The organism is Cupriavidus pauculus (assembly GCF_002858765.1).
Taxonomy (GTDB): Bacteria; Pseudomonadota; Gammaproteobacteria; order Burkholderiales; family Burkholderiaceae; genus Cupriavidus; species Cupriavidus pauculus_B.
Genome location: NZ_PJRP01000010.1, coordinates 84,249 through 110,668, shown reverse-complemented (window position 1 = coordinate 110,668; position 26,420 = coordinate 84,249). Strand labels below are relative to the sequence as shown.

General features: G+C 66.7%; 25 protein-coding genes and 1 riboswitch. Of the genes, 10 read left to right on the top strand and 15 right to left on the bottom strand.

The window, feature by feature from the left end; translation table 11 throughout:
* Nucleotides 1–139 precede the first annotated feature (139 nt).
* A complete protein-coding gene (gene uraH / locus CYJ10_RS20480) occupies nucleotides 140–493 on the top strand; it encodes a hydroxyisourate hydrolase (RefSeq protein WP_101683297.1) in 354 nt (117 codons plus the stop codon).
* Between the two features lie 31 nt (nucleotides 494–524).
* Entirely contained in the window at nucleotides 525–1,760 is a 1,236-nt protein-coding gene (locus CYJ10_RS20475; protein ID WP_101683296.1) for a urate hydroxylase PuuD, read from the top strand.
* A gap of 122 nt (nucleotides 1,761–1,882) precedes the next feature.
* Here CYJ10_RS20475 and CYJ10_RS20470 read toward each other — a convergent pair whose 3' ends face one another.
* From CYJ10_RS20470 to xdhA, 7 genes are all read right to left on the bottom strand, one after another.
* On the bottom strand, nucleotides 1,883–2,458 hold the full coding sequence (locus CYJ10_RS20470; protein WP_066739011.1) for a TMEM165/GDT1 family protein: 576 nt from the start codon (nucleotides 2,456–2,458) through the stop codon (nucleotides 1,883–1,885).
* Nucleotides 2,459–2,488: 30 nt separating this feature from the next.
* Nucleotides 2,489–2,710, bottom strand: a riboswitch (yybP-ykoY riboswitch).
* 68 nt (nucleotides 2,711–2,778) lie between these two features.
* Nucleotides 2,779–3,978 carry a fatty acid desaturase gene (locus CYJ10_RS20465; RefSeq protein ID WP_101683295.1) on the bottom strand — a complete coding sequence of 400 codons (1,200 nt, stop codon included), beginning with the start codon at nucleotides 3,976–3,978 and terminating at the stop codon, nucleotides 2,779–2,781.
* A 174-nt stretch (nucleotides 3,979–4,152) separates the two neighbouring features.
* Nucleotides 4,153–5,496 (bottom strand): guanine deaminase, encoded by a 1,344-nt coding sequence (guaD, locus tag CYJ10_RS20460; RefSeq protein WP_101683294.1) that lies wholly within the window; start codon nucleotides 5,494–5,496, stop codon nucleotides 4,153–4,155.
* A gap of 83 nt (nucleotides 5,497–5,579) precedes the next feature.
* Nucleotides 5,580–6,644, bottom strand: coding sequence for an adenosine deaminase (locus CYJ10_RS20455; RefSeq protein WP_101683293.1), 1,065 nt, complete (start codon nucleotides 6,642–6,644; stop codon nucleotides 5,580–5,582).
* 43 nt (nucleotides 6,645–6,687) lie between these two features.
* On the bottom strand, nucleotides 6,688–7,692 hold the full coding sequence (gene xdhC, locus CYJ10_RS20450; RefSeq protein WP_101683292.1) for a xanthine dehydrogenase accessory protein XdhC: 1,005 nt from the start codon (nucleotides 7,690–7,692) through the stop codon (nucleotides 6,688–6,690).
* A gap of 41 nt (nucleotides 7,693–7,733) precedes the next feature.
* On the bottom strand, nucleotides 7,734–10,112 hold the full coding sequence (gene xdhB, locus CYJ10_RS20445) for a xanthine dehydrogenase molybdopterin binding subunit (RefSeq protein ID WP_101683291.1): 2,379 nt from the start codon (nucleotides 10,110–10,112) through the stop codon (nucleotides 7,734–7,736).
* 11 nt (nucleotides 10,113–10,123) lie between these two features.
* Nucleotides 10,124–11,638, bottom strand: a complete 1,515-nt coding sequence (gene xdhA, locus CYJ10_RS20440; protein ID WP_101683290.1) for a xanthine dehydrogenase small subunit — start codon at nucleotides 11,636–11,638, stop codon at nucleotides 10,124–10,126.
* A gap of 278 nt (nucleotides 11,639–11,916) precedes the next feature.
* Between xdhA and CYJ10_RS20435 the strand changes: the two genes are divergently transcribed.
* From CYJ10_RS20435 to CYJ10_RS20400, 8 genes are all read left to right on the top strand, one after another.
* Nucleotides 11,917–12,867, top strand: a complete 951-nt coding sequence (locus CYJ10_RS20435; RefSeq protein WP_101683289.1) for a LysR substrate-binding domain-containing protein — start codon at nucleotides 11,917–11,919, stop codon at nucleotides 12,865–12,867.
* Between the two features lie 179 nt (nucleotides 12,868–13,046).
* Nucleotides 13,047–14,144 carry a substrate-binding domain-containing protein gene (locus CYJ10_RS20430; RefSeq protein ID WP_101683288.1) on the top strand — a complete coding sequence of 366 codons (1,098 nt, stop codon included), beginning with the start codon at nucleotides 13,047–13,049 and terminating at the stop codon, nucleotides 14,142–14,144.
* Between the two features lie 59 nt (nucleotides 14,145–14,203).
* Entirely contained in the window at nucleotides 14,204–14,815 is a 612-nt protein-coding gene (locus CYJ10_RS20425; RefSeq protein WP_101683287.1) for a DUF4126 domain-containing protein, read from the top strand.
* Nucleotides 14,816–14,842: 27 nt separating this feature from the next.
* A complete protein-coding gene (locus CYJ10_RS20420; protein ID WP_101683286.1) occupies nucleotides 14,843–17,398 on the top strand; it encodes an ABC transporter permease in 2,556 nt (851 codons plus the stop codon).
* A gap of 6 nt (nucleotides 17,399–17,404) precedes the next feature.
* The gene (locus CYJ10_RS20415; protein ID WP_101683414.1) at nucleotides 17,405–17,824 is read left to right on the top strand and encodes a group II truncated hemoglobin; all 420 of its coding nucleotides are present in this window, start codon (nucleotides 17,405–17,407) and stop codon (nucleotides 17,822–17,824) included.
* Nucleotides 17,811–18,413, top strand: coding sequence for a DUF924 family protein (locus CYJ10_RS20410; protein WP_101683285.1), 603 nt, complete (start codon nucleotides 17,811–17,813; stop codon nucleotides 18,411–18,413). Before CYJ10_RS20415 ends, CYJ10_RS20410 begins: the two co-directional genes overlap by 14 nt.
* Before the next feature lie 94 nt (nucleotides 18,414–18,507).
* Nucleotides 18,508–19,218: a TetR/AcrR family transcriptional regulator gene (locus tag CYJ10_RS20405; protein ID WP_101683284.1), complete on the top strand. Its 711-nt coding sequence runs from the start codon at nucleotides 18,508–18,510 to the stop codon at nucleotides 19,216–19,218.
* Nucleotides 19,215–19,799 carry an LOG family protein gene (locus CYJ10_RS20400; RefSeq protein WP_101683283.1) on the top strand — a complete coding sequence of 195 codons (585 nt, stop codon included), beginning with the start codon at nucleotides 19,215–19,217 and terminating at the stop codon, nucleotides 19,797–19,799. Before CYJ10_RS20405 ends, CYJ10_RS20400 begins: the two co-directional genes overlap by 4 nt.
* A 96-nt stretch (nucleotides 19,800–19,895) precedes the next feature.
* On the opposite strand, the gene CYJ10_RS20395 is transcribed toward CYJ10_RS20400, so the two are convergent.
* From CYJ10_RS20395 to CYJ10_RS20360, 8 genes are all read right to left on the bottom strand, one after another.
* On the bottom strand, nucleotides 19,896–20,393 hold the full coding sequence (locus CYJ10_RS20395; RefSeq protein WP_101683282.1) for a diacylglycerol kinase: 498 nt from the start codon (nucleotides 20,391–20,393) through the stop codon (nucleotides 19,896–19,898).
* Nucleotides 20,320–21,438, bottom strand: coding sequence for a glycosyltransferase family 4 protein (locus tag CYJ10_RS20390; RefSeq protein ID WP_101683281.1), 1,119 nt, complete (start codon nucleotides 21,436–21,438; stop codon nucleotides 20,320–20,322). The genes CYJ10_RS20395 and CYJ10_RS20390 overlap by 74 nt, the downstream gene beginning before the upstream one ends.
* A gap of 165 nt (nucleotides 21,439–21,603) precedes the next feature.
* Nucleotides 21,604–22,599: a UDP-2,3-diacylglucosamine diphosphatase gene (locus tag CYJ10_RS20385; protein WP_101683413.1), complete on the bottom strand. Its 996-nt coding sequence runs from the start codon at nucleotides 22,597–22,599 to the stop codon at nucleotides 21,604–21,606.
* A gap of 109 nt (nucleotides 22,600–22,708) precedes the next feature.
* Nucleotides 22,709–23,710: an esterase/lipase family protein gene (locus CYJ10_RS20380; protein ID WP_101683280.1), complete on the bottom strand. Its 1,002-nt coding sequence runs from the start codon at nucleotides 23,708–23,710 to the stop codon at nucleotides 22,709–22,711.
* Complete coding sequence (locus tag CYJ10_RS20375; RefSeq protein WP_101683279.1) at nucleotides 23,707–24,246, bottom strand: RDD family protein; 540 nt, start codon at nucleotides 24,244–24,246, stop codon at nucleotides 23,707–23,709. Before CYJ10_RS20375 ends, CYJ10_RS20380 begins: the two co-directional genes overlap by 4 nt.
* Before the next feature lie 130 nt (nucleotides 24,247–24,376).
* Entirely contained in the window at nucleotides 24,377–25,177 is an 801-nt protein-coding gene (locus CYJ10_RS20370; RefSeq protein ID WP_101683278.1) for a DUF3106 domain-containing protein, read from the bottom strand.
* A 1-nt stretch (nucleotide 25,178) separates the two neighbouring features.
* Entirely contained in the window at nucleotides 25,179–25,622 is a 444-nt protein-coding gene (locus CYJ10_RS20365; RefSeq protein WP_101683277.1) for a DUF3619 family protein, read from the bottom strand.
* Nucleotides 25,619–26,185 carry an RNA polymerase sigma factor gene (locus CYJ10_RS20360; RefSeq protein ID WP_101683276.1) on the bottom strand — a complete coding sequence of 189 codons (567 nt, stop codon included), beginning with the start codon at nucleotides 26,183–26,185 and terminating at the stop codon, nucleotides 25,619–25,621. The genes CYJ10_RS20365 and CYJ10_RS20360 overlap by 4 nt, the downstream gene beginning before the upstream one ends.
* Nucleotides 26,186–26,420: the final 235 nt, after the last annotated feature.

The window sequence follows — 26,420 nt, the reverse complement described above, 5'->3', positions numbered from 1 at the left end:
GGGCAGGCGCATTGTCGCCTCGCACCAATCCAGCGCCGGGATGCGTTGAAACACGTACCGAGCGGGCACCATTTCCCACAAATGGTGCTAGTGAAGGCAGCGGCGCCCCTCACAACCCACATTCCAAAGGAAGAACAGGATGGGACGCTTGACCACTCACGTTCTCGACACTGCCGCGGGTACGCCCGGTGCCGGCATGTCGGTTACCCTGCATAAAATTGTCGACAATCGGCGCGAGACCCTGAAGTCGATCCAGACCAACCATGACGGCCGCGCCGACCAGCCCCTGCTGGAGGGGGCCGACCTGCAGCCCGGCGTCTACGAACTCGATTTCGGTGCAGGCGCCTACTTCCGCGCCCAGGGCCTGAAGCTGCCCGAGCCGGCATTCCTTGATGTGGTGACGCTGCGTTTCGGCATTGCCGACACGAACGCGCACTACCACGTGCCCCTGCTGGTGTCGCCGTGGTCGTATTCGACCTACCGCGGCAGCTGAGTCAAGGCGGACGGGAACAAGGAGACAAGTCATGGAAGGCTACATTCTCGACTGGGCCAATCTGCTGTTGCGTTGGCTGCACGTCATCACGGCGATCGCCTGGATCGGTTCGTCGTTCTACTTCGTCTGGCTGGACAACAGCCTGACGCGCCCCATCGATACCGGCCTGAAGGACAAGGGCGTGGATGGCGAGTTGTGGGCCGTGCACGGTGGCGGCTTCTACAATCCGCAGAAATACCTGACCGCGCCGAAGTCGCTGCCCGAGAACCTGCACTGGTTCTACTGGGAGTCGTATTCCACCTGGATGAGCGGCTTTGCGCTGCTGGTGGTGCTGTACCTGTTCAACGCCAGCACGTTCCTGATCGACAAGAACGTCTACGACATGTCGCCCGGCGCAGCCGTGGGCTTTGCCGTGACGTACCTGATCGTTGGCTGGGTGGTCTATGACGCGATCTGCCGCATCTTCGGCAAGAGCGACAAGACCGTGGGCATGCTGGTGGCGGTGTACGTGGCCGTGGCAGCCTTCGCGGCCTGCCATATCTTCTCGGGCCGCGCGGCATTCCTGCTGACCGGCGCGATGATCGCCACGATCATGAGCGCGAACGTGCTGTTCTGGATCATCCCGGGCCAGCGCAAGGTGGTGGCGGCACTGAAGGCCGGCCAGCCGGTGGACCCGATCCACGGCAAGCACGCCAAGCAGCGCAGCGTGCACAACACCTACTTCACGTTGCCGGTGCTGTTCGCGATGCTGTCGAACCACTACAGCATGACCTACGCCGCCAAGAACAACTGGCTGGTGCTGATCATGGTCATGCTGGCCGGCGTGCTGATCCGTCAGTTCTTCATCCTGAAGCACAAGGGCAAGATCAACTTCGCATGGCCGACCGCCGGCGTGGCGTGCCTGGGACTGGTGGCTTTCATGATCGCGCCGCAGCCGCAGCCGCAGCCGCAGCCGCAGCCGCGTCCGCAAGTAGCGAAGGGCGCCGATGGCGACGCCGCCGCAACGGCCGTGAGCTTCGTGAAGGTGCAGGAGATCATGAACACGCGCTGCGTGCAGTGCCATGCCGAGCAGCCGAAGATGATGCCGACGGCCGCCAAGGGCATCAAGCTCGATAGCGCGGATAGCATCAAGTCGCACGCCCAGCTGATCTATCAGCAGGCCGTGCAGCAGAAGACCATGCCGCTGGGTAACGCCACCCAGATCACGGACGACGAACGCGCGCTGCTGGGCCAGTGGTTCGAGGGCGGCGCCAAGACGACCAACTAATTTGACCGGGCATCGGTGATCGACGGTCCGGAGGCTGCGCAGTCAGCAGCCGGCTGTACCGGACCGGCGAGGGTTTGTACGGGGCTTCGGCCCCGTTTTTTTATGTCTGCTGCCGATATGGGTCAGCCGCCAACGTTGAACAACGCCAGCAGGCCCAGCACCAGGAAGATCGCCGCGGCAATCTTGTGAACCAGCGCGATCGGCATCTTGTTCGCGAAGCGGTCGCCCAGCAGCACGGCCGGTGCATTGGCCAGCATCATGCCGAATGTCGTGCCGGCCACCACGGCCAGCACTTCACCGTGGAAACGCGCCGCCAGCGCTACCGTGGCGATCTGCGTCTTGTCGCCCATCTCGGCAAAGAAGAACGCCACGATCGTGGTGCCCAGGATGCCCAGTGCGCCCTTGACCGGCTTGGCTTCCTCGGCGTCGTCGAGCTTGTCGGGAATCAGCATCCAGCCCGCCATCGCAATAAAGCCAAGGCCAAGAATCCAGCGCAGCAGGTTGGCACCCAGCACGCCGGTGATCCAGCCGCCAAGCGCACCGGCAAAGCCGTGGTTGACCAGCGTGGCGATCAGAATGCCGAGGATGATGGGGAGGGGCTTGCGATACCGTGCGGCCAGGACGAGCGACAGCAACTGCGTCTTGTCGCCCATTTCGGCGAGCGCGACGATACCTGTGGAGACGAGGAACGATTCCATTTTTATAGGTGCAATAACCGGGCCGCAAACGCATCTCGCGAGATGCCAATGACGCACACCTTTCCCGGCCCGGCCAGAAAGGTATGGTCATCGGTCTCGCCAGGCGTCGGACACAAGGTCCTTGGCTGCGCACGCCATAACCGCCTGCCACGTTGGCATTTGGTCAAGTCTGTTGACGTGCGCCCCTGTCTTCCGGATGCCGCATTGCGCGGCGCGGTGAGATCAGGGCGGCTACTCCCCAATGGAAGCCCGCATTGTAGCCAGACCGGTGGGCAATGTCCACAAATCTGGCTTTTTTACGATGCTTTCGAGAATGATTCTCAGGCCGGCACGGGGCTGTTTTCGCTGGTCTGGCGACCGCGGAAATCCGTCCAGCAGAGCGCCTTGAAGTCGTAGAGCTTGCAGCGGCGCGCCGTCTGGAAGTACCAGCGCCACGAGAAGTTCTCGATGATGATGCGCCCCGGCAGCGCGTGTTCGAGCAGCGCCTGGGCGCGCTTGAGCTGGTACAGCGGCACGCTCATGTCCACGTGGTGTGCCGTGTGCTCCATGATGTGATGCAGTGCCGCGCCGATGCCCATGCCGAAGCGCAGATGCACGGTCGTCGACACGAACGGCTGGGCCTTGGCCCACACCGGCTTGGTGTCGTACCAGGCCACGCTCGTATGCGTGTGGTGCACATAGAGCACAAAACCGACCGTGGTGTTCCAGACCAGGAAAGGCAGCACGAAACCGGTGCCGATCATCAGCAGTACGGATTGGTCCGTGGCCATGGCCAGCCACGCCATCGCGCCGATCCACAGCGCACCGAAGGCCGCCACCAGCGCGCAGTCCCACATGAAGATCGCGCGACGCGTGGCCATCTGGCGCTTGCTCGGGAAGAACAGCTTGAACCACCAGATCTCGATCAGGTAGTACAGCCCGGCGCCAAAGCCGTTGCGATAGATGCGCTCCATCACGCGGCGACGGCGCGGCAGCGCGCGGAATTCCTCGAGCGAGTAGGGCGCCCAGACGAAGTCGAAGCCCTTCAGGTTCGTGTAGCCGTGATGCACGACGTTATGGCCCACTTCCCACAGGCTGTACGGCGTCAGCGACGGCAGGAAGGTCAGCCGGCCCAGCCATTTGTTCAGGCCGCGATTGTCGGTCAGGCTCTGGTGGCAGGCATCGTGGCCGATGATGAACAGCCGCGCGATGATCAGGCCAGCCAGTACGCCCAGGCCAACCTTGGCCCACCACGCCGAGAGCAGCACCACGCCGGCCAGCACGGCCGCGAACAGCGCGTAGTCGAACGCAAACAGGAACAGCGCGCGCGACGTGCTACGGCGGCCCAGCGGGATCAGCCAGCTGCGGATGGTTTTGCGATTGGGGAACGGGGCCTCGAAGGCGATGGGTTCGGGCAGCGGAACGTTGCCGGAAGGGCGCGTCTGGCGCGCCTGGTGGGTCTGGCGGGCTTGGCCGGGGGCGGCCGCCGCGCCGATAGCGTCGGCATCGGCAGCGGAAAGAGTGTCGGATCGGGCAGTCATCGATGGTCCAGCGAGTCGGAGTGCGGTGGCGCCCAGTCTTCGAGGGCGCACGGATGCGACAGGCTAGAAGGGTTTGATGACGATTGTGTTGATTCCGGTCAATACAAGACCTCTAAAAGGGGCTTTTCGTTCGCATGCGCCCGGAAAGCCCCTTGTCGAAGTGGACAGCCGTTCTCAGGCTGCCACCGGCGCGCCGGCCGTGGCCTGCTCGCCCATGATGTAGACGCTGTCGATCACGCGGTCGTCGCCCAGCATCGCAAACGCGAACAGTTGCGCTTCCAGCGATTCGGAGCGGTGGCTGCGGCGGGCGATCAGCGGCGTGGCCTCGGGGTCCAGTACCAGGAAATCGGCTTCGCAGCCCGGCTCGAAGCTGCCGATACGGTCCTGCCAGCCCAGCGCCTCGGCGGCGGCACGCGTGGCCAGGTAGAACATGCGCAGCGCGGTCAGGTGATAGCCGCCCATGCGGGCCACCTTGTGGGCCGCGTTCATCGTGCGGAACATCGAGAACGAGGTGCCGCCGCCCACGTCGGTGGCCAGCGTCACGTTCAGGCGGTTGGCGTCGGACTGGTGGAAGTCGTAGAAGCCGCTGCCCAGGAACAGGTTCGACGTGGGGCAGTGCGCCACGGCCGCGCCACTGTCGGCCAGGCGGCGCCGGTCCTCGGGGTCCAGGTAGATCGCGTGGCCGTAGAACGCGCCCGGACGCAGCAGGCTGTAGCGGTCGTAGACGTCCAGGTAGCTGCGCGCGTCAGGGAACAGCTCGGCCACCCACTTCACCTCGTCGCGGTTCTCGGCCACGTGCGTCTGGATAAAGACGTCGTCGTGGGCGCGGGCCAGCTCGCCGCAGGCGGCCAGCTGCGCCTCGGTCGATGTCGGGGCAAAGCGCGGGGTGATGGCATAGGCCAGGCGATCCTTGCCGTGCCACTTCGAGATCAGGTCGGCCGATTCGCGCGCGCCGGACTCGGCGGTGTCGCGCAGGAAGTCGGGGCAGTTGCGATCCATCAGCACCTTGCCGGTGATCATGCGCATGTTGCGCGCCTGGCTGGCGGCGAACAGGCCGTCGGCCGACGCGGCATGCACGGTGCTCCAGACCATCGCCGTGGTGGTGCCGTTGCGCAGCAGTTCGTCGGTGAAGAAGTCGGCCACGCCGCGCGCGTAGGCGGCGTCGCTGAAGCGGCGCTCCTCGGGGAACGTGTACGTGTCAAGCCAGTGCAGCAGGCCCGGCGACGGCGACGCGATGATGTCGGTCTGCGGATAGTGGATGTGCGTGTCGATGAAGCCCGGCACGATCAGCTTGCCACGATGGTCGATTACGTCGGCACCGGCGGGAATCTCGCCCGCCAGGCTGTCGTACGATCCGACGGCGGCAACGCGGCCTGCCGTCACGATCAGCAGGCCGTCTTCCCAATACTGATAGGCATCGTCATGAAACTGCGGGTCGCGCAGGAAATGAAGGATGCGGCCGCGGATGGCGCGGGTGACGGCACCATTGGTGCGGGAAGCAGGGGAAGTCGTCGTCATCGTCTTGTCTCGGGGCGGCCGGCGCCCCGCCCGTGCCTGTCTGGCAGCGGGCGCGGCATCCGGCGTTCTGGGTATGCGCCCGCTTAGCTCGTGGAACTCACGTGGGCCGTCGCGGGCGGGGACATGGGCGTGGTCGACCAGAAATGGTCGACCTCCGCCAGGAATTCGGCCTTCTGCACGGCAGGCAGGAAGGCCGCTTCAAAACTGTTGCGGGCCAGCTTGTGGGCATCGGCGGCATCCAGCGGCAGCGCGTCGAACGTGGCTTCCCAGTTGGCGTTCATGTAGCCGCCAAAGTACGCCGGGTCGTCCGAGTGCAGCGTCACGGCCACGCCGGCATCGAGCAGCTGCTTGAGCGAGTGGTCGCGCAGGTCCGGATACACCTTCAGCTTCTGGTTCGACAGCGGGCACACGGTCAGCGCGATGCGTTCGCGCGCCAGCCGCTGCACCAGCGCTTCGTCGTCGATGGCACGCACGCCATGGTCGATGCGCTCGACCTTGAGGATGTCCAGCGCGTCGGTCACGTACTGGGCCGGGCCTTCCTCGCCGGCATGCGCCACCAGGTGCAGGCCCAGCGTCTTTGCCTTGGCGAACACGCGCGCGAACTTCTCCGGCGGGTTGCCGCGTTCGGACGAATCCAGGCCCACGCCGACAAAGCGGTCGCGGAAGGGCAGCGCGGCTTCCAGCGTGGCGAACGCGTCTTCCTCGGACAGATGGCGCAGGAAGCACAGGATCAGGCTGCTGGAGAAATCGTATTCGGTGCGCGCCTGCGCCAGTGCGTCGGCAATGCCGTCGATCACGGTGCCGATCGGCACGCCGCGCTCGGTATGGGTCTGCGGATCGAAGAAGATCTCGGCATGGCGCACGTTGTCGGCAACGGCGCGCTTGACGTATTCCATCGTCATGTCGAAGAAATCTTCCTCGGTCAGCAGCACGCTGGCGCCGGCGTAGTAGATGTCCAGGAACGATTGCAAATCGGTGAATGCGTAGGCCGTGCGCAGCGCCTCCACGTCGGGGTAGGCCAGCTTGACGTTGTTGCGCTGGGCCAGCCGGAAGATCAGCTCGGGTTCGAGCGTGCCTTCGATATGCACGTGCAGTTCGGCCTTGGGGGTACGGCGGATCTTGTCCGCCAGCGCGGCATCGATGGTCATGGGGCCTCTTTTCTATGCTGACAGCCGGATCACGGCTGTGCTGTTACGGAAGCACCGCCTCCAGCCGGTTGGCACGCAGCGCGGCGATGCGCTGCTCGCGAACCTGCAACAGCTGGGCGACGATGGCAACCGCAATCATAGCCGGTGCCTTGTCGGTGATGCCCGCGACACCCATCGGACACGTCATTTCCGGCAGGCGCGCCGGGTCAACGCCATGCTCCACCATGCGGTGCTCGAACCTGGCGCGCTTGGTCTTCGAGCCGATCAGGCCGAAATAGGCAAAATCGGTGCGGCGGAAGATCCGCTCGCAGAGCTGCTGGTCCAACGCGTGGCTGTGCGTCATGACGATGAAGTACGACCCGGCCGGTGCCTGGTCGACCACGGCCTCGGGCGTGTCGGTGGCTTCGGCTTCCACGTTGTCGGGCAGCCCGCCAGGGAACAGCGTGTCGCGTTCGTCCACCCAGTGCACGCGGCACGGCAGCGTCGACAGCACCTTGACCAACGCATGGCCCACGTGACCGGCGCCGAACAGCACCACGTGCATGTCGTCGGGTACGAGCGTGTCGGTCCATGTATCGTCGGCCCGCAGCACGGCGGTGGGCAACAGCGCGCGGCTGGCTTCGACCGTGATCGCGCCGGCCGGCGGCACCGTGCGTTGCAGCGCGCGGCCTGTCCTGAAAGCGGTCTCGACGGCATCGAGCCACGCCAGGTCGGCTTCGCCCAGTACCTCGAATGCCAGCTTCACCACGCCACCGCAGCACTGGCCCAGGGCCGGGCCCAGCGGAATGCGTTCGATGCGGCGATGCGGATTGCCGCGCACATGGCGGTTCGCCAGCATCGCCCGCGAGATATCCATGCCGCGCCATTCCAGATGGCCGCCGCCAATGGTGCCTACCAGATCGCTGGCCGTGACCAGCATGCGGATGCCGGGCTCGCGCGGCGCGGACCCCTTGACCTCGACGATGGTGACCATCGCCACGGGCACGCCGGCGCGCACCCAGCGGGCGGCATCGGCGAAGCGGAACGGTTTGAGCGGGGCGTCCTGCATGGTGATCTCTCTTGCTCTCTGGCTGTCTGGCGTGCCTGGCGTCAGGCGGGTACGGCTTCGGTGGTGGTGGCCTGCGTGGCCATTACGGCCTGCACGGCTTCCACTGCATCGAGGATGGCTTCGCTGGTGGCGGGGGCGCGCAGCGGCGGGTTGACCTGGTAGTCACCCACGGCTGCAATCGCGTCGCGGATCGCGAAAAACACCGAAAACGGCAGCAGCAGCGGCGGCTCGCCCACGGCCTTCGACCGATGGATGCTGTCCTCGACGTTGCTGTTCTGGAACAGCCGCACGTGGAAGTCTTCCGGGCAGTCGTTGATCGTCGGGATCTTGTACGTCGACGGGGCGTGCGTCATCAGCTTGCCGCTCTGGTTCCACCACAGTTCCTCGGTGGTAAGCCAGCCCATGCCCTGGATGAACGCGCCTTCCACCTGGCCGATGTCGATGGCCGGGTTCAGCGACTTGCCGGCGTCGTGCAGCGCGTCGGCGCGCAGCAGCTTCCATTCGCCGGTCAGCGTGTCGACGATCACCTCGGAGCACGCGGCGCCATAGGCGTAGTAGTAGAACGGCCGGCCGTGCAGCGCCTTCTGGTCCCAGTGGAGCTTGGGCGTGGTGTAGAAGCCGTCCGACCACAGCTGCACGCGCGCCACGTAGGCCTCGCGAGCCAGGTCGCCAAACGACAGGCGCAGTTCGCCGGCGATCACCAGGTCGTCGTTGAAGCGCACCGCATCGGGGTCCACGCCAGCCTTGCGGGCGGCGAAACCCGCCAGGCGCTCGCGGATCTGGCGCGCGGCGTCCTGCGCGGCCTTGCCGTTCAGGTCGGCACCCGTGGATGCTGCCGTGGCCGATGTGTTCGCCACCTTGCTGGTGTCGGTGGCGGTCACGCGCACGCGCTCCATGCGGATGCCCAGTTCGTGTGCCACCACCATCGCCACCTTGGTGTTCAGGCCCTGGCCCATTTCGGTGCCGCCGTGGTTCACCAGCACCGAGCCGTCGTTGTAGACGTGCACCAGCGCGCCCGCCTGGTTGTAGTGCGCCACGTTGAACGAGATGCCGAACTTGACCGGCGTGATGGCGATGCCCTTCTTCAGGACCGGGCTCTTCGCGTTGAATTCACGCGTGGCGGCGCGGCGTGCCTGGTAGTCGGACGTGGCCACCAGTTCGTCGATCAGCTCGTGGATGACGTTGTCTTCCACGAGCTGGCCGTACGGCGTGACGTTGCGCTCGCCCTTGCCATAGAAGTTGGCGCGGCGCACCGCCAGCGAATCCTTGCCCACGTTGCGCGCCACGTTGTCGAGGATGTACTCGATCGCGAACGCACCCTGCGGGCCGCCGAAGCCGCGGAACGCGGTGTTGCTCTGGGTGTTGGTCTTGCCGCAGTAGCCGTCGATCTGTACGTTCGGCAGCCAGTAGGCGTTGTCGAAGTGGCAGATGGCGCGCGTCATCACCGGGCCGGACAGGTCGGCCGAGAAGCCGGCGCGCGACACCATTTCCACGCGCACGCCCTCGATGCGGCCGTCATCGTCATGGCCCACGTCGAAGTCGAACGTGAAGTCGTGGCGCTTGCCGGTAATCATCATGTCGTCGTCGCGGTCCGGGCGCAGCTTGACCGGGCACAGCAGCTTCCAGGCGGCCAGCGACGCGCAGCACGCGAACATGGCCGACTGCGATTCCTTGCCGCCGAAGCCGCCACCCATGCGGCGGCATTCCACCAGCACCTGGTGCGCGTGCCAGCCCAGCATGTGGGCCACGGCGTGCTGCATCTCGGTCGGGTGCTGCGTCGAGCACCAGACGTGCATGCCGTCGTTCTCGCGCGGCGCGGCGTAGGCGATCTGGCCTTCCAGATAGAACTGTTCCTGGCCGCCGAGCTGGACCTTCGCGCTGTTGCGGTGCTTGGCGGCGTCCAGGTGGCTGACCGGCTCGCCGCGTGTCAGGTGCATCGGCGGCAGCACGTAGCTGCCCGCCGCATGCGCGGCCTCGGGCGTCAGCACCGGCGGCAGGTCTTCGTAGTCGATGTCGGCCAGGCGGGCAGCGCGGCGCGCGGCGTCGTGCGACGTCGCCACCACGACAAAGATCGGCTGGCCGATGAACTGCACCAGATCCTTGGCCAGGATCGGGTCGTCATGGATGATCGGGCCGCAGTCGTTGACGCCGGGAATGTCGTCCACGGTCAGCACGGTCACCACGCCGGGCGCGCGGCGCACGCGGTCCAGGTTGACGGTCTTCAGCCGGGCGTGGGCCTTGGTGCTCATGCCCAGCGCGGCGTGCAGCGTGCCCGCCAGTTCCGGGATGTCGTCGGTGTAGGTGGCGGTGCCGGCCACGTGCAGGTGGGCCGATTCGTGCGGGCGCGAGATGCCGACCACCGGGGTGGATTCGGCGGCCACGCTGGCGTCGAGCAGGAAGGGTTCGGTTTGCTTGTTCATGCTGGCTCTCCTCAGGCGCTCACGGTTTCACCGGCATCCATGGGGCTTCCGGCCCCCGGCGCGCGGACGTTGACCATGGCGGCGGGCAGCGCGCCATCGCGCGTTTCCAGCCAGAAGCGATAGAGCAGGTTGGCGGCGCCACGGCTGCGATAGTCGGCGGTGGCCCGCATATCGGTCAGCGGCGTGTAGTCCTGGCCCAGCGCGGCCATGCCGGCGCGGGCGGTGGTTTCGTTCCAGGGCTGGCCGGTCAGCGCGGCCTCGGCCAGCGCGGCGCGCTTTGGCGTGGCGGCCATGCCGCCAAAGGCGATGCACGCGGCGGTGACGATGCCGTTCTCGACCGTAATACCGAAGGCGGCACACACGGCGGAGATGTCCTCGTCGAAACGCTTCGACAGCTTGTAGGTGCGGAAATGCTGCGGGCCCTTGACCGGCACGCGCAGCCCCGCCACGAACTCGCCTTCGACCATGGCCGTCTTCTGGTAGGCCAGGTACAGGTCTTCCAGCGGCATCGTGCGGCGCACGGTGCCATGCTGCAGCACCACCTCGGTGCCCAGCGCGATCAGCGCGGGCATGGAATCACCGATCGGCGACCCGTTGGCGACGTTGCCGCCCAGCGTGCCGGCATTGCGGATCGGCAGCGAGGCAAAGCGCTTCCACAGTTCCTCAAGTTCGGGATGGGCGTCGTTCAGCGCGGCGTAGGCCTTTTCCAGCGTCACGGCGGCGCCGATCTCGATGAAGCCATCGCGCTCGGCAACGGTGTTCAGGTCTTCCACCTGCCCCACGTAGAGCAGGTTGCCCAGCTCGCGGAACTGCTTCGTGACCCACAGGCCCACGTCGGTGCTGCCAGCCAGGATGCGGATATTAGGCTCGGCGGCCTTGATCGCGCCGAACTCGGCGGCGGTGCGCGGGGCGTAGAAGTGCTGGCCGGCCACGTTGTAGTGGAACGTTTCACCGCGCTTCAGGTTGCGCAGGGTGTCGGCGATCTGCTTCGGGTTCAGGCGGCTGGCCGTCGGGGCAGGCAGGGCCATCATGCGCTGGCCGGCGTCGACGATCGGGCGGTAGCCGGTGCAGCGGCACAGGTTGCCGGTCAGGGCGTCGCAGATTTCCTGGCGCGCGGGCGGTTCGCCGCCGGGCGTGTGCTGCTGGTACAGGGCCCACAGCGACATCACGAAACCGGGTGTGCAGAAGCCGCACTGGGAGCCATGGCATTCGACCATCGCTTCCTGCACCGGGTGCAGGGCGCCGTCGGCCTGGCGCAGGTCCTCGACGGTAATCAGGGCCTTGCCGTCCAGCGTCGGCAGGAACTGGATGCAGGCGTTGACGGCCTTGAATTCGACGTTGCCGTCGGCCTTCAGGTCGCCGATCACCACGGTGCAGGCACCGCAGTCGCCTTCGGCGCAGCCTTCCTTGGTGCCCGTGCAGCGTACGTCTTCACGCAGGTACTGCAGCACGGTACGGGTCACGGGGGCGTCGGATACTTCCTGGACCTGGCCGCGGTGGAAAAAGCGGATGGTTTGCGTCTCCATGGTCTTCTCTCTTTCGGGGATGGCGGAAACATAGCACCGGGCCATTTCCTGCAATATTTGGCCCATGTGATATGCCCCATCAAGGCGCGTGCCCATCGGCGTCGCGTCCCCGCAATCGCAGCCCCGGGGCGGCCTGGCGGCGATCTACGGGTCTACCCGTAGTGCATTGGGACGAGGGCCCGGATTTGACCGCAGCGGGGGTGGCTGTCTTACACTATGCGCCGTTCCCTTCCCCCACGCCACCCGCGCCCAGCCAAAAGAGCACGGTGGCATCTGCCATGCACGGACGCGACCATCTCGATACTTATTTGCTGCGGGTACTGCACACCCTGCTGACCGAGCAGAGCGTGACCCGCACCGCCGTCCGCCTGGGCCAGTCGCAGCCGGCCATCAGCAACACGCTCAAGCGGCTGCGCGAAATCACCGGCGACGCCATCCTGGTGCGCGGCAAGAGCGGCATGGTGCCAACCGAGCGCGGCCGCGAACTGCTGTTGCTGGCCGAGCAGAGCCTGGCGGCGATGGATCGCATCGCCCGTCCGCCGCAGCAGTTCGATCCCGCTACCACCACGCGCACGTTCCACCTGGGCGCGCCCGACTACCTGGACGCGTTCTTCCTGCCCAATATCGTCGAGCGCGTGCGCCGGCTGGCGCCTGGCGCCAAGCTGTTCGTGCATCCGATGACGCAGTCCACGGATTTCCTGGATGCGCTGGAGCAGGGCCATCTGGACATCGTGGTCGGCAACTGGCTGTCGCCGCCCGAGCACCTGCACATCTCGCCGCTGTTCGACGACGAGGTGGTCTGCATGCTGGGCGCCCAGCACCCGCTGGCCCGCCACGGGCTGACGCTGCGCCATTACCTGGAAATGCCGCACCTGGCGCCCGCGCCGTATGCGTCGATGCAACGCAGCATGATCGACCAGGCGCTGGCCGAGCAGGGCTACAAGCGCAACATCCAGGTCACGCTGCCGTATTTCGGCCTGGTGCCCTACGTTTTGATGAAGACCGACATGGTGTTCACCACGGGCCGCCAGTTTGCCGCCCATTACGCGCAATACCTGCCCATCCGCATGGTGCCGACGCCGGTGCCGTTCCCGCGCATGCGCTTCTACCAGCTCTGGCACGAGCGCTGCCATGCCGCCCCGGACGTGATGTGGCTGCGCCGCATGATCGCCGAGGTGGCCTCCGACCTGCCCCAGCTTCCCCGCCTGGAATCCGCACCGGCCAGCTAAGCCTGGCCGATGTGCCTTGCGCTGTACTTGCGCGGGGCCGGTGCGTCTGTACTTATGCTGAAAGTATCATAATTGCCATCGCGGCGATTGCCATGGAGAATGGCCAAAATCGTCGTGGAAACCGGGGCAAACGCTTGTCATCGAGCCACATAGTCGCGTAGTTATGCAAGGCAGAACATATGACATTCCGTTTCGACCTGTTTCCGGTGATCGCCGCTGACGACAATCCGCGCGCCAATGGCAAGGTGTTCCAGCTGCTCAAGGCGGTGCGTGAAACGGGGTCGTTGCACCGCGCGGCTCAGGAAATCGGGTTGTCCTATCGTCACGCGTGGGGCGTGATGCGCACATGGGAAGACATGCTGGGCCGGCCCATGCTCGACATGGAGCGCGGCCGGGGCGCATCGCTGACGCGCTTCGGCGAGCGCCTGCTGCGAGCCGAACTGCGCCTGCGCGAAACGATCGATCCGGCCATGCAGCGGGCCATGGTGGAATTCCTGAGCGAACTCGACGACGCGGCGGCGCCGCAGACCGTGCTGCATTTTTCGGGCAGCCACGACCCGGCCGTTGAGACCCTGGCCGCTGCGCTGCGCGAAAAGCCCATGCCGCTGCAACTGGACACCGTGTTCTGCGGCAGCGTCGAAGCACTGGTCTGCCTGCAGGAGCGCCAGTCCGAACTGGCCGGCTTCTATGTATCGCCAATCCAGACGGCGGGCTCGGTGGCACACGTGACGCTGCGCAAGTGGCTGCGCCCGGCAACCGTGCGGCTGGTGCGCCTGGCCTGGCGCGAGCAGGGCCTGATCGTGGCGCCGGACCTGGCCCGCGAGCTGCGGGAACTGCGCGACCTGCCGCGTACCGGCGCGCGCTTTGTGAACCGCCAGCGCAGTTCGGGCACGCGCATGCTGTTCGACCAGCTGCTGGCGACGCAAGGCCTGTATCCCGACCAGATCAACGGGTACGACGAAACCGAGTTCAGCAACGAGAAGGTGGCCGAAACCGTACATGCCGGGCGTGCGCAGGTGGGCTTTGGCCTGCGCATGAATGCCGAGGCACGCGGGCTGACGTTCGTGCCGCTCACGCACGAGGCCTACTACCTGGCCATCCGCAAGAACGACCAGACCGCGCCGTGGATGCAGGGGCTGCTGTCGCTGCTGTCCGACCCGGCCTTTGCGCGGCGGCTGGAACAGCTGCCCGGCTATCGTGCGGCCGAGCCGACGGGCGTCCTGACGCCGCAGGAGGCGCTGCCGTGGTACGGCCCGGACGGCAAGGAAGGCCCCTGACCGCAGCTGGCGTTACACTCACCGGAAGTTGAACGCGCGCGCGATCGCGAGGAGCTTCCATGCTGGAAACCGCTGCGCTGGCTGCGGGCTTGTCCTGGGCCAGTGGCCTGCGCCTGTACCTGGCCGTGCTGACGGCGGGCGTGCTGGCCCGCCTGGGCTGGCTTGACCTGCCATCGGGCCTGCACGTGCTGTCGTCCTGGTGGGTGATCGGGGTTGCCGCGGCGATGACGGTGGCCGAGTTCGTGGCCGACAAGGTGCCCGGCTTCGACACCGTCTGGGACGGCATCCAGACCTTTATCCGCATTCCGGCAGGGGCGATCCTGGCAGCCGCCGCGTTTGGCCACATGGACCCGCAGTGGACGGTCGCCGCTGGCCTGATCGGCGGCACGCTGGCGGGCACCGCCCACGCCGCCAAGGCCGGCACGCGGGCGCTGATCAATGTGTCGCCCGAACCTTTTTCCAACTGGGTGGCCTCATTCACCGAGGATGTCGGCACGGTGGGCGGGCTGTTGCTGGCGTTCTTCCTGCCGGTGGTCTTCCTGATCCTGCTGGTGCTGTTCCTGGTGCTTGCCGCATGGCTGGTGCCCAAGCTGTGGCGCGGCGCACGGCGCCTGCATGCCAGCCTGCGCGACAAGGCGCAACCGGAGCCCCGGCCGCCGCATCGTCCCTGAGCCCTTTTTTCCAACTGTCAGCCGAACATGTCGACTGCCTCCGATTCCGTTGTTCCTCAAGCAAGGTTTTCCGCGTGGCGCCAGGCCCTGCGCATGGCACGCCGCGACTGGCTGGCCGGCGAACTGACGCTGCTGCTGTTCGCGCTGGTGCTGGCCGTGGCCGCGCTGACCAGCGTCGGCTTCCTGGCAGACCGTATGCGCCTGGGCCTGGAGCGCGATGCGCGGCAGATGATCGCCGCCGACGTGCTGCTGATCTCCGACCAGCCATTCGACGCCGCTTTCAGTGACCGTGCCCGGCGCGACGGCCTGCAGGTGGCGCAGACCGTCACCTTCCCAAGCATGGCCACGGCACGCGCCAGCGGCGCGCCGGCGCAGGGCGAAGCCCCAAGCCAGCTGGGCGCGCTGAAGGCCGTGACCGACGGCTATCCGCTGCGCGGCCGGCTCAAGGTCACGCAGACGCCGGGCGGGCCGGAATCGAACGCGGAAGGTGTGCCGGCACCCGGTACGGTGTGGGTGGACGAGGCGCTGCTGATCGCCCTGAACCTGCGGGTTGGCGACGGGCTGCAGCTTGGCACCAAGACGTTCCGCATCGACCGGATCATCACGCAGGAACTGGATCGGGGCGCCGGCTTCATGAACTTCGCGCCGCGCGTGCTGCTGCCGATGTCGGACCTGGATGCCACGAAGCTGATCGGCTGGGGCAGCCGCGTGACCTATCGCCTGCTGGTGGCGGGCCCCGACGCCGCAGGCGACGCCTACCGCAAATGGGCCATCGCCGAGATCGAACAGCGCCACCTGCGCAATACGCGCGTGGAATCGCTGGAGTCGGGGCAGCCGCAAATGCGCGCGACGCTGGATCGCGCCGAGCGGTTCCTGTCGCTCGTGGCGGTGCTGTCGTCGATGATTGCCGCGGTGGCCATTGCGATGTCCGCGCGCCGCTACATGCAGCGCCACACCGATGCCTGCGCGGTGTACAAGTGCATGGGCCTGTCGCGCGGCCAGATCCTGGCGGCGTTCAGCATCGAATTCCTGTTGTTGGGACTGGGTGGCGCGCTGGTGGGCGTGGCGCTGGGCTACGCGGCGCACTACGGGTTGCTGATGTCGCTGGGCGGCCTGCTGCAGGTGTCGCTGCCGCATCCGTCGTGGGTGCCGGCGCTGGTGGGCGTGGCGGCCGGGCTGGTGCTGCTGACGGGGTTTGCGTTGCCGCCGCTGCTGGCGCTGACACGCATCGCGCCGCTGCGCGTGTTGCGGCGCGACGTGGGCGTGCCGCCCATTTCCACCTGGGTGGCTTATGCGCTGGGCCTGGGCGCCTTTGTGGCGCTGCTGATGGTGGCGGCGCGCGATCTCAAGCTGGGGCTGACCACGGCGGGCGGATTCGCCGGGGCCGGAGTGGTGTTTGCGCTGCTGGCGCTGGGGCTGCTGATGGCGCTGTCGCGCACGATGCGCGGGCGCGCCCGTGGCAGCGTGGGCTGGCGCTTTGCGCTGGCGGTGCTGGAGCGGCGCCGTGGCGTGACCGTGCTGCAGACCGTGGCGCTGGCGGTGGGGCTGATGGCCTTGCTGCTGCTGGGCATGACGCGCAACGACCTGATCGATTCCTGGCGCAACGCCACGCCGGCTGACGCGCCGAACCGCTTCATCATCAATATCCAGCCTGACCAGCGCGAGCCACTGCGCGCGATGCTGGCGAAGAGCGACGTCGATGACCTGCTGTTTCCGATGGTGCGCGGGCGCCTGATCCAGATCGGTGGCCGGCCGGTGCAGGCCAGCAGCTACCCCGACGGCCGTGCGCGCAATCTGGTGGAGCGCGAGTTCAACCTGTCGTACATGGACAAGATGCCTGACGGCAACGAAGTGGTGGCCGGCCGGTGGGAAGGCGGGGCGTCGGTGGAGGAGGGCATCGCCAAGACGCTGCATATCCGGCTGGGCGATACGCTGCGCTTCGACGTGGCGGGCCAGATCGTCGAGGCGCCGGTGACATCGCTGCGCAAGCTCGAATGGGGCTCGATGCGCGTCAATTTCTTTGTGATCCTGCCGGTGGCGAAGATGCAGGGGCTGCCCGAGACGTACATCACATCGTTCTACCTGCCGCCGGCCAAGGCGGCGCTGGGCAACCAGCTGACCGCCGCGTTTCCGAACATCACCGTGGTCAACACCGACCTGATCCTGCGCCAGATCCAGAATGTGCTGGATCAGGTGATCGCGGCCGTGGAGTTCCTGTTCGTCTTCACGCTGCTGGCCGGCGTGACAGTGCTCTATGCCGCACTGTCCGGTGCGCGCGACGAGCGCAAGCGAGACGCCGGCCTGCTCAAGGCGCTTGGCGCGCCGGCGTCGCTGGTGAGGCAGACCCAGTATGCCGAATTCCTGGTGGTGGGCGGCCTGGCGGGCTTCCTGGCCAGCCTGGGCGCGATTGCCATAGGCTGGGGGTTGTCGCAGTTCGTGTTCGACTTCCCGTATCGCTTCAACGCGTGGATTGTGCCGGTCGGCGTGGTTTCTGGCATGCTGTGCGCTTTTGCCGGCGGCTGGCTCGGCTTGCGCGAGGTGCTGCGGCAGCCGGCGCTGGCCACGCTGCGCGATGTGAACTGATTGGCCATGATTACCGAACCTGCAGAACCCGAAGAGAACCGCGAAGACATCACCGCCTACGAACTGATTGGCGGCGAAGGGCGCGTGCGCGAACTGGTGGACCGTTTCTATGACCTGATGGACCTGGAAACCGAATTCGCCGGGCTGCGCGCGCTGCACCCGCCGACACTGGACGGCTCGCGCGACAAGCTGTTCTGGTTCCTGTGCGGCTGGCTGGGCGGCCCGAACTACTTTATCGAGCGCTTCGGCCACCCGCGCCTGCGGGCGCGCCACATGCCGTTTGAGATCGGCACCAGCGAGCGCGACCAGTGGATGCGCTGCATGGCGCTGGCCATGCAGGACGTGGGACTGCCCGAGTCGCTGCAGATGCGCCTGATGCAGGCGCTGTTCCAGACCGCCGACTGGATGCGCAATGTCCAGCGCTAAGGCGCTGCCGGCGACGGCGCAGGCCGTGCTCGCGTTCTGGTTCGGCTTGCCCGGGTCGCCCGAATGGGATGTGTCGCGGCGCGAGTGGTTCGCCAAGTCGGACGACTTCGATGCCAGGATCCGCGCGCAATTCCTGCCGGCCTGGCAGGCCGCGCATGACGGGGCCGACGATGACTGGTCGGTGACGCCCGAGGGCGCCTGCGCGCGCATCGTGCTGCTGGACCAGTTCCCGCGCAACATGTTCCGTGGCGAAGCGCGCAGCTTTGCCACCGATGCGCAGGCGCTGGCCGTGGCGCGGCGCATGCTGGCCGAAGGCTGGGACCGGCAGTTGCCCACGGGCTGGCATCGCGAGTTCTGCTATCTGCCGTTCGAGCATGCCGAGTCGCTGGCGGACCAGAATATCTCCGTGCGCGAAACCACCGCGCTGCGCGTGGACACGGCAGGCCGGGTCGATGTCGTGGAGTGGGCGGTCAAGCACCACGAGATCATCGCGCGCTTTGGCCGCTTCCCGCACCGGAACGCGATGTTGGGGCGCGAGAGCAGCGCCGAAGAACTGGCATTCCTGAAGCAGCCCGGATCGCGCTTCTAGGCGCATGGAGTGCCTTGGGCGCCGCCTTTGGGGGGTGCCTGGCCCGGTGTGCTTATAATCCCAATCCTGCCGATCCACAGTCTTTCCGATACTCATGGAAGCCAAACCGCAAGCCGGTCCGCGCCGTACCCGAGACCGCATCCTCGACGTGTCGCTGCGCCTGTTCAATGAACTTGGCGAGCCCAACGTCACTACCACGACGATTGCGGAAGCCATGGATATCAGCCCTGGCAACCTGTACTACCACTTCCGCAACAAGGACGACATCATCAACTCGATCTTCGTGCGCTTCGAGCAGGAGATGGAGCGCCGCCTGAAGATGCCGGAAGACCACAAGGCCACGCTGGGCGAGAGCTGGGGCTACCTGCAGTACATGTCCGAGTTCCTGTGGAATTACCGCTTCCTGTATCGCGACATCAACGACCTGCTGGCGCGCAACCGGATGCTGGAGACCAACTTCAAGCGCATCGTCGACCAGAAAAAGCGCTTCGCGCTGGAGATCTGCCGCCAGTTCCAGGAGGACGGCGACATGGAAGCAACGCCCGAGCAGGTCGACGCGGTGTGTACCAATATTGTTGTAATTGCCACGTACTGGCTGTCGTTCCAGTTCGTGCAGCATCCGCGGCAGTACAACGATCCGGAGCAGATTCGTGGCTACCTGCACGGGTCGAGCTATCACATCTTCTCGATCCTGGCGCCGTACCTGCGCGGCAAGGCGCGCGAAGCGTTCGACCAGCTGGCGCGTGAATACGCCGCGGAAAAGGCGGCGGCCGAGGCGGCCAAGGCCGAAAAGGACAAAAAGTGAAATCCGTTTGCGTGTATTGCGGTTCCAGCCCCGGCTTCCGGCCGGAATATGCCGAAGCGGCCAAGGCACTGGGGCAGACCATGGCCGAGCAGGGCCTGGCGCTGGTCTACGGCGGTGGCAAGGTGGGGCTGATGGGCATCGTGGCCGATAGCGTGATGGCGCACGGCGGCACGGCCATCGGCGTGATTCCCGACGCGCTGATGCAGAAGGAAGTGGGCCATCGCGGCCTGACCGAGCTGCACGTGGTGCGCAACATGCACGAACGCAAGCAGATGATGGCTGACCGCTCTGACGCCTTCATCGCCATGCCCGGCGGCGTGGGCACGTTCGAGGAGCTGTTCGAGACCTTCACGTGGGCCCAGCTTGGCTATCACGACAAGCCGGTGGGCCTGCTCAACGTGGCCGGGTTCTACGACGGCATGCTGGCCTTCCTGAATCACGCCGTGGGCGAGGGATTCCTGAAGCAGGTACACGCCGACATGCTGCACGTATCGGCATCGTCGCAGGATCTGCTCGGCCAGCTGGCCGCCGCGCCGCGCGTGCGCGTGGACAAGTGGCAGGCAGGACGCGAGAAGACGTAAGCCTGACAGCCCATCCGGATAAGAAAACGCCGCCAGCGATGGCGGCGTTCTGCTTTCTGGCGAAACAGCGAGTTGAGACGGGCCGGTTCAGGCGCGCTAGTTCAGCAGCATCCCGATCCAGCGCACCACGTGCGGGCCGCCGATCGCTATCCACGTGCCGCCGCACAGGATCAGTGCCAGCATCACCGCGGCGCTGCCAAAGTCCTTGGCGCGCTTGGACAGGCTGTGGCGTTCCAGCGAGATCCGGTCGATGGCCGCTTCCACGCTCGAATTGAGCAGTTCCACGATCAGCACCAGCAACAGCGTGCCCAGCAGCATCACGCGTTCGACCACGGACACCGGCAGGATGAACGCGCATGGCGTCAGGATGACCACCAGCGTCAGTTCCTGGCGAAACGCGCTTTCTTCGAGCACCGCGTAGCGCAGGCCCGACAGCGAGTTGATCGCGGCATGCCAGGCGCGCGTCAGGCCGCGGTTGCCCTTGTGCGGATTGTTGGCGATCGAATATTCGGTTTCCACTTCAGCCGCCACCCGGGTGGCGGTCGGCCGATGCAGCGACGGATCGGGCGGTAGCGTGGGTTGGGGTTTGGCCATGAGCGGGTGCGACGGAAGATTCCGGGTGGTCGGATTCGTCCGCCGCGCTGGGCAACGGACGCAGATGCGCAAGGAACTGCTCGGATGCCGCGCGCCACGAGAACTTCTCCGCATGGGCACGTGCGGTTGCGCGGTCGATGCGCAACGCTTCCAGGCAGGCCTCCCGCAGGTCTTCGTGCATCACGCCGGCGGGGCTGTCACCCAGTACGTCGATCGGACCCGTCACCGGGTACGCCGCCACAGGCAGCCCACTGGCCAGTGCTTCCAGCAGAACCAGCCCGAAGGTATCGGTCCTGCTGGGAAACACGAAGACGTCTGCCGAAGCATACACCTTCGCCAGTTCAGGCTGCTTGAGCACCCCGAGGTAGTTGGCCGTGGGATAGCGCGCCTTCAGCGTGGCCAGCGCAGGGCCATCGCCCACCACCCACTTGGAGCCGGGCAGGTCGAGCTGCAGGAAGGCTTCGACGTTCTTTTCGACGGCAACGCGGCCCACGTAAAGGAAGATCGGATGTGCGGTGTTTAAAACGTTTGCTCGCTGCGCGGTAAAGACGTCCAGGTCCACGCCGCGCGTCCACAGTACGCCGTGCGTGATGCCGTAGTCGTGCAGATCCTTCAGCACCACCGGGGTCGGGGCCATGACGGCACGCGCCGGGCCATGGAACCAGCGCAGGAAGCGATAGGTCCATGCCAGCGGCATGCCGAAGCGCGCCTGCACGTATTCCGGAAACCGCGTGTGATAGGCGGTGGTGAACGGCAGCCGATGCTTCAGGGCGTAGGCGCGCGCGGCCAGCCCCAGCGGGCCTTCGGTGGCGATGTGCAGGGCATCCGGCTGGAAGGTGTCGATGCGGCGGCGGACCTTGGTGGCCGGCAGGATCGACAGGCGGATCTCCGGATAGGTCGGGCAGGGCACCGTGCGGAATTCCAGCGGGGTGAGCAGATCCACCGTGTGACCCATGGCTTCGAGTTCGCGGCGGGTCGACTTCAGCGTGCGAACCACGCCGTTGACCTGCGGTTCCCACGCGTCGGTGACAATCATGACTCTCATTGAGGCTCCTTGGGGCGGCTGCGCCGTGGTGTTGTGGGGTGGCGGCCCACGCCAGGCAGGCCGCGGGGCGCTGCGGACTGGCGGTGGCTCGCGTACCTGACGGGACCGTGCACCCGGCACCGTCAGGCTTCATCAGGCATCGATCGGGCGGCGATCAGACCGCGATCAGGCCGCAATCTCGGCAGTCCGGCGACGCCGGCGGGTGGCCGGCTCCGGGGGATCGATCAGCGTGGTCCAGTAGACGATCTTCAGTTCGCCTTCCATGGTCTCCACCAGCGCCGAAAGGCTTTCCACCCAGTCGCCGTCGTTGCAGTAGAGTTGGCCGTCCACCTCGCGGATCTCGGCCTTGTGGATGTGGCCGCAGACCACGCCATCGCAGCCCCGGCGGCGCGCCTCGTCCACCATCGCGTGCTCGAACGAGTTGATGTAGCTCACTGCGTTCTTGACCTGGTGCTTCAGGTATTGGGACAGCGACCAGTAGTCGAATCCCAGCCGGGCGCGCACGCGGTTGAAGTGTCGGTTCAGCGCCAGGATCATCGTGTAGAGCGAATCGCCCAGGTAGGCCAGCCATTTGGCATGCTGGACCACGCCGTCGAACAGGTCGCCATGCACCACCCACAGCCGCTTGCCGGTGGCCGTCACATGCACGGCGTCTTCGCGCACGCTGACGTCGCCGAAGGCCAGGCCGTCGAACTGGCGGGCGCCTTCGTCGTGATTGCCGGGGATGTAGATCACCTCGGTGCCCTTGCGCGCCTTGCGCAGCAGCTTCTGCACCACGTCGTTGTGGCTCTGCGGCCAGTACCAGCCACGGCGCAGTTGCCAGCCGTCGATGATGTCGCCCACCAGGTAGAGCACGTCCGAGTCGTTGTGCTTGAGGAAGTCGAGCAGATAGGTGGCCTGGCAGCCCGGCGTGCCCAGGTGGATATCGGACAGCCAGATGGCGCGGTAGCGGTGCGCGGAAGGTTCTCCGGCGGCCACGGGGCGGGTGCCGGCGTCGGCGGTGTCTTGCAGGGGGGTGGCGCGGGCAGGGGGCAGATCGGCTTGCGGCGGCATGAACGCCGCAAAGGCGGCAGACATCGAGAGCGTCGTGTCAGGCTTGCCGCGCAAACGCTGCGCAACCCTCGACAAACTCCCGCGTGCAGATCGGATGGCTTGAACCATGGTGGCCCCGGTGTCGGCGATGGCTGCATTGAGCCAGCGCCGCATGACGGAGCCGTGACGGAAACATGAATGTCACATGAAGCTTGCGGGCCGTGGCGCGCCGCGACGGCTAGTGGGTCGCGCCGATGGCTGTGGCGGCGGGTTGCCGCTGGAGCATGGCCAGCGCCGCAAGCGTGGCCTGCGTGGCGCGCGGGTCGCGCAGCAGCGACACATGGCCGATGCCGTCGAGCGCCAGGTGCTGCGCGCCGTCCAGCCACGACGTGCCCGGCGGGCCGGCGATGGAATCGTGCCAGCTGAAAACCGAAACGATGCGCGCGTGCATCGCCGGGGTCTCGGCGGCGGCCAGAGTGGTCAGCCATGGGCTCTGCCATCGCATCTGCCGCGCATTGACGCCGCTGCCGAAGCGCGCCAGCGCGCAGCCCTGGTGCGGACTGCCCAGCGTGACGATGCCCGCGCAGGGCGCGCCGCCGCCGGCCTGTTCCGCCAGCACCAGCGCGGCGCGTGCGGCCAGTCCGCCCATGCTGTGGCACACCAGCAGTGGGGCCTGGCCCGTGCGCGCCTGCATCTCGCGCATGCGCGCCAGCAGCGGCGGGGCGTAGTCGTCGATGTCGCCAAGCACCGGCGTCAGATCGATGGCTTCGCAGCAGTAGCCTGCGGCGGCTAGCGCCGGCGCCATGTCGAGCCAGACAGCGTGGTTGCAGCCGTAGCCGTGTACCAGCAATACGTGAGGCGTATCGGGCAGGGGCCGAGGCGGCTGCGCAAGGGTCAGCCGCGAGCGGAATGGCTGCAGCCAGTTGAACATGCGGAAGACAGCCCGGCATTCGGCCAGATAGCAGCGCAGCGCGGCGCCTGTGCCAAGGCGGTGACGCGCGGGCGCCTGGTCCGGTAGCGGTAGCCGGTCTCTGCGTGGGATGCCGAGGCCGCCAAGCGTGGTGCCGAATGCCATCGCAACGCTGGCGCCGAAGGCCAGCAGGACGGCGGCCAGACCTGCGGCCAGTGCCGGCGCCCATGCCCAGCCGTGGCCCAGTGCCAGCCAGGCCGCCAATCCGCACGCCGCCGTCGTCTGTACCAGCACGGCGACGCGACGCAGGGCGGCGGCCGTCAGGCTCATGGCTGCAGCGGGCGCAGGTCGGTCAGGCGGGTGCCGGCCAGGCGATCGTGCAGGAACTGGCGGCTCGGATCGAGCCAGGCCAGAGACATCCAAATGAACAGCCCGGCGGTCAGTACGCCGATGAATGGCCAAAGGGTGAGGCCCATCGCGTGTCCCACGGCTGCCGCAGGCGGCAGCCACAGCCAGGCCAGCACGTAGCGCAGCATCGCCTTGGGCCAGCCCGGCGTCTGGCCGGCGCCCGTCTCCAGGCGGATGCGCCAGGTCTGCATCGCCAGTGTCTGGCCGTTGCGCTGCCAGAACCACGAAAAGTAGACCCCGAGGACGACGAACATCCAGACCTGGTCGACGTACACGTGATTCAGCCCAAGCTGCACCAGCAGCGGGCGGGCCAGGACCGAGACGGCGCTGGCGAGCATCAGCACGCCGAACAGCAGCACGCCTTCATAGAGCATGCAAAGCAGGCGGCGGCCCAGCGGGGGCGTGCGTGGTGGCGTGGCTGGAGTCTGGGCGGAAGCGGCTGGCGTGGCGGCAGGCATGGCGCGTGACGGATCGGGGAAGCGGCCATTATGCCAAACGGCGCATCGCTGGCCATTGCGGGATGTCTTGGCGGGGAAGGCCAGGGGGCGCGGAACCTGACAAGGGTGGGCCAGGTGCCCGGCGGGGGTATTACGGGCGCTGCGATTCGGGTTGGTTGAAGTCAGTGGCCGCTTCGCCCGTCACGGGCGGCGAAAGCGTCGGTGCCTGGGCGGGCGAGGCCGGCATCGCGGCAACCGGCGCGGCTGGCGCGGGGGCTGGAGCCACCGGCGCGGTTGCCGCCGATGCTCCCGCCAATGCCGGTGCCGCAGGCGCGGAGGCCGGCGTGGCTTCCGGTGCACTGGCCGGGCGGCCCTGATGATGGAGCTGCCGGGTCGTATCGGCCGGCGGGCGCTTGCCCGATGGCAACGCGCTCACGGCGCCCGGGCGGCGCGGCACCTTTTCGGCGGCGGCCAGTTTCTTCTTCTGCTCTTCAGGCAGTTGCTGATAGCGATCCCACGCTTCCGCTTTCTTTTCCGCCGGCAGCTGGCGCGTGATCTGGTAGTTTTCGCGTGCCAGGCGGCGCTGCTGCGGCGTCATCCGGACCCACTCGGTCATCCGTTCCTGCAGCCGCTGCTGCTCTTCGGGCTTGAGCGTGGGGTAAAGATCGGCGATGCGCTGCCACTTGCGGCGGTTCAGTTCCGGGATGGTGTCCCAGAGCGGTTGCAGCGGCGCCAGGATCTGACGATGCGATGCGGACAGTTCCTGCCAGGTCGGGTGGGCGTTGATGACCGGGCGCGCCGCCGGCTGGCTGGCCGACTGGGCCTGCGGCCCCTGTGCGTGGGCCTCATCCATCACGGAATGGATGGAAAGTGCAGCAAGGGTTGCGCCGGCAGCGCAAAGAGCGGCGAGCCGGCGACGGAATGCGTCGGTACGGGAAGGTGCGCAGGCCATCTTATTGGTCGCGGTCCCGCTTCAGGAACACGTGGAAGCCCTGGTCGGCGTATGCCGTCGGAGGCAGGTCGTCGAGCAGCATCGCGGCGTCGACATCGGCGAGTTCCTCGACGCGCTTCTGCTGCTGCCAGTGATAGATACCCATCAGGCCGGCACCCAGCGCGATCAGCGTCCACACCAGCGCCAGCTTGCGCAGCCACGCACCAGCGCGGTGCAGCGGGGTGTCGTCCTCGTCATCGAAGGCGTAGCCATGCGGTGCGCCCGGCAGCGCGAGTTGCGGCACGTGAGCGCGTACTTCTGCCTTCTTGGCGGCCAGCGCCATGCGCCGCGCGGCGGCAAGCCGTTCGGAAATGTCCCGCGGCAGCGCCTCCGCGGAGGCATCGAGTGCCACCCGGATCTCATGGGCGAAGCGCCGTTCCTGGATATCTCGTTCGTTTCTGCTCATAGTCGGATTCCCCGCGTACGCAACGCTTGCGCCAGCGTATGCGTGGCGCGGGAACAGTGCGTCTTGACGCTGCCTTCCGAACAGCCCATCACGGCTGCGGTTTCGGCGACGTCCATATCCTCCCAGTAACGCATCAGGAAAGCCTCGCGTTGACGCGTGGGCAATCGCTGGATTTCCTGCTCGATGATATGCATGACCTGGGCCCGCTCGACCTTGTCGGCGCTGCTTTCAGCCATCTCTGTGCCGCTTTGGGCTTCCAGCGTGTCCAGCAGGTCGCTGTCGTCGCCGTCGCGGTCGTCACGGAGGTTCGAGAACAGGGTGACCCAGGTGTTCCGGACCTTTTGTCGCCGGAACCAGTCGTGGATGGTGTTCTGCAGGATGCGCTGGAACAGGGGCGGCAGTTCGTTGGCCCCCTTGTCGCCGTATTTTTCCGCCAGTTTGATCATGGCGTCCTGCACGATGTCCAGCGCAGCTTCATCGTCACGCACGGCGAACACGGCCTGTTTGAAGGCGCGACGTTCGACGCTGGCGAGAAAGTCTGAGAGTTCCTTGTCGGTGGCCATGCAGGCGAAAACAGCAGTTGGGCGGTCAGGCCAAGCCGAATGTGCCGGACTCGTCCTGTGGCACCCCGGAAATGTCTGCGATCCTAGCAAAAAACAGCTGCCTTCTGCCACTCCTGTATTCAAGTGCAGACATGCTGGCTTCGTGACGCCATACGCGATTGTCGCGAGTTTGCCCCGTGCCGGTGCGGTCTTGCAAAAAGTTCCGCCGATTCATTTACCGCGCTGGTGCATTGCA